This window comes from Corallococcus llansteffanensis, assembly GCF_003612055.1.
In the GTDB taxonomy this organism is placed as follows: domain Bacteria; phylum Myxococcota; class Myxococcia; order Myxococcales; family Myxococcaceae; genus Corallococcus; species Corallococcus llansteffanensis.
In genome coordinates, this window is the sequence record NZ_RAWB01000888.1 from 1 (window position 1) to 2,496 (window position 2,496).

Annotated in this window: 4 protein-coding genes; 2 read left to right on the forward strand and 2 right to left on the reverse strand. The window is 71.5% G+C overall.

All coding sequences use genetic code 11. From position 1 onward, the window contains the following. The first annotated feature begins 44 nt into the window (after positions 1-44). Positions 45-761: a class I SAM-dependent methyltransferase gene (locus D7V93_RS41690; RefSeq protein ID WP_120648517.1), complete on the forward strand. Its 717-nt coding sequence runs from the start codon at positions 45-47 to the stop codon at positions 759-761. A 7-nt stretch (positions 762-768) separates the two neighbouring features. Here D7V93_RS41690 and D7V93_RS41695 read toward each other — a convergent pair whose 3' ends face one another. After that, complete coding sequence (locus D7V93_RS41695) at positions 769-1,296, reverse strand: GreA/GreB family elongation factor (RefSeq protein ID WP_120648518.1); 528 nt, start codon at positions 1,294-1,296, stop codon at positions 769-771. 126 nt (positions 1,297-1,422) lie between these two features. Between D7V93_RS41695 and D7V93_RS41700 the strand changes: the two genes are divergently transcribed. After that, a complete protein-coding gene (locus tag D7V93_RS41700; protein ID WP_120648519.1) occupies positions 1,423-1,758 on the forward strand; it encodes a PilZ domain-containing protein in 336 nt (111 codons plus the stop codon). 12 nt (positions 1,759-1,770) lie between these two features. Here the strand turns inward: D7V93_RS41700 and D7V93_RS41705 are convergent, their stop codons facing one another. Continuing rightward, positions 1,771-2,253 (reverse strand): hypothetical protein, encoded by a 483-nt coding sequence (locus D7V93_RS41705; RefSeq protein WP_120648520.1) that lies wholly within the window; start codon positions 2,251-2,253, stop codon positions 1,771-1,773. Positions 2,254-2,496: the final 243 nt, after the last annotated feature.

A 2,496-nucleotide genomic window follows, 5' to 3' on the forward strand; every position in this document is an offset into this window, starting at 1 on the left:
GCTCCGGGTGGCGCGCCCGGTGGGATGTGGGTACACCTGGGCCCATGTTCCACCGCGATGGCCCCACCCTCCGGGAGCTGGCCCGGCAGGCCCTCACCTCCGTCGAGCAGGGGTACGACCTGCTCGCGCCCAAGTTCGAGCACACCCCGTTCCGCACGCCGGATCCGCTGCTCAAGGCCGCGTTCGCCCAGGTGGGCCCGCCCGGGAGCGTGGGCGCCGCGCTGGACGTGTGCTGCGGCACCGGCGCCGCGATGCGGGTGCTGCGCCCGCTGTGTCGCGACCGCGTCGTCGGGTTCGACCTGAGCCAGGGGATGCTGGACGAAGCGCGGCGGCGGCTGGGGGACGCACCCGGCACGGCGGCGCTGGACTTCGTGCGGGGCGACGCGCTGGCGCTGCCCTTCACGGCGGAGTTCGACCTCGTCACCAGCTTCGGCGCCTTCGGTCACATCCTGGAGGAGGACGAGCCGCGCCTCGTGCAGGGCATTGCCCGCGCGCTGAAGCCCGGAGGGCGCTTCGTCTTCGTCACCGGCCAGCCGCCGTCCGCGCTGAACCCCGGCTACTGGGTGGCGAAGGGCTTCAACGCGGCCATGCGCGTGCGCAACGCGCTCTGGAAGCCGCCCTTCGTCATGTACTACCTGACGTTCCTCATGCCCCGGGCCCGCGCCCTGCTGGAGGCGGAAGGGTTCGACGTCGAGGTGCGCGAGGGCGGCATGCCGAAGCCCTTCGGCAGCCTCGTCACCGTGATGGCCACGAAGCGCTGAGCGCCGCTCACGGACCGGGCGCGTGCGCTTCGGACCCTCCGTACTCCACCGCCAGCAGCTCGTACTCCACGGGCCCCCTGGGACGCTCCACCTGGACGACCTCTCCGGCCTCCTTGCCCAGCAGCGCGCGAGCGAGCGGAGACTCCACGCTCAAGCGCCCCGCCTTCACGTCCGCCTCGTCCGGTCCGACGATGCGGTAGCGCATCTGCTCGCCCTCCTCGTCCTCCAGCACCACCCACGCGCCGAAGAAGACGCGCCCCGCCCGCGACGGATCCGGCTCCACCACCCGCACCTCCTCCAGGATGGAGGAGAGCTCACGCGCCCGGCGCTCCCGCTCGCGCTTGCGCACGCCCGCTTCCAGCTCCGGCCAGTCACCAGCGTGCGGATCCGGCCCCTGCAACGACAGCCATTCCTCCTGGAGTGCACGGTGGCCTTCCGGCGTGATGTAGCGCTGCTCCGCCGATGCCGACCGGGTGCGCGCGGGGGTCAGTCCCTCGTCGCCACCCCCGTCTTCCTTCGTGAACGCCTTGGACATGGGCCGCTCCCTCCTCCCAGGAGATTTCTCAACGTTTCCCGGGATTTGCATGAGGGGCACGCCCCCCTGCCTGCTTTGTATTGGCGCAATTTTATTGCGCGGGCGGAATCTGGCAGACTTGGCGTCATGCACCTCCCCCGAGCCGTGACGCGCTTCGAGCATCGCCTGGCCGTCCGCCTGCGCGGCATGCTGCCGGTGTACACGCGCGACGTGTCCCAGAGCGGCTTCTGCGCGGACATGCTCCAGCCGATGAAGGCGGGGGACTTCCTGGAGGGGGCCCTGCTCCTGGGAGACGAAGAGGTGGCCTTCCAGGGCGAGGTCATGTGGGTCCGCCGCTCCGCCGGGGAGCGCACGCGGGGACGCTACGGCGTGCGCTTCATCACCATCGGCGAGGACTTCCAGCGGCGGCTCGTCGCGTACCGGCGCCTGCAGGGCAAGCGCCTGGTGCGCTGGTTCACCTGAGCCGGGGCGGCTTCAGACGCCCGCGTCGGTGGCCATCGGGGCCACGGTCTCGCTGGGGGCGCCAGGAGACGCGGGCGCCACGGGCGTCGGCTCGGAGGCGGTGCTCGAGGGGGTGTTGATGGGGGCGCCTTCGGACGCGGGGGCCTCACCGGAGGGCACGAGCTGGAGCTTGTAGTGACGCACGCCCTTGGGCAGCACGACCTCCACGAGCGGGTTCTCGGTCAGCAGGGTCTGGTTGACCTTGAGGGACACCTCGCCGTTCTCGTCGCTGACGGCGTTGAGGCGGGTACGGAACTCGCCGCCGGACACCTTGGCGCCCTTCACCGGCTGGCCCGTCTGGGCGTCCACCACGCGCAGGACCACGAGCTGGTCCTCCTTGAGCTCCGCGGTGCTGCTCGCCTGCACCAGGTCCTTGTAGCGCGGGCGCAGCGAGCACGCCGACAGCAGCGCGGTGGAGAGAATGGCGACGGTCAGCAGGTTGCGGCGAAGGCTCATGGGGTCCATCCAGGCTGGGAAGCGGTACGGAGGAGGCGCGGCAGCATAGCCGCCAGCGACCGGACGCCAAGTCTCCGATGCGTCAAGGTCTGGGGGTACGGCGCGCACCCCCACGCCGGGTGGCGGGAAATTCCGGCAGGCAGGCCCGGCGTGCGCCCTTCCCCTCGGGGTGCGGTGGAGCCGCCAGCCCTTCCACCCGCCCGCTACCAGCACCATCTCCCATACATGTCCGGGCACCCTCTC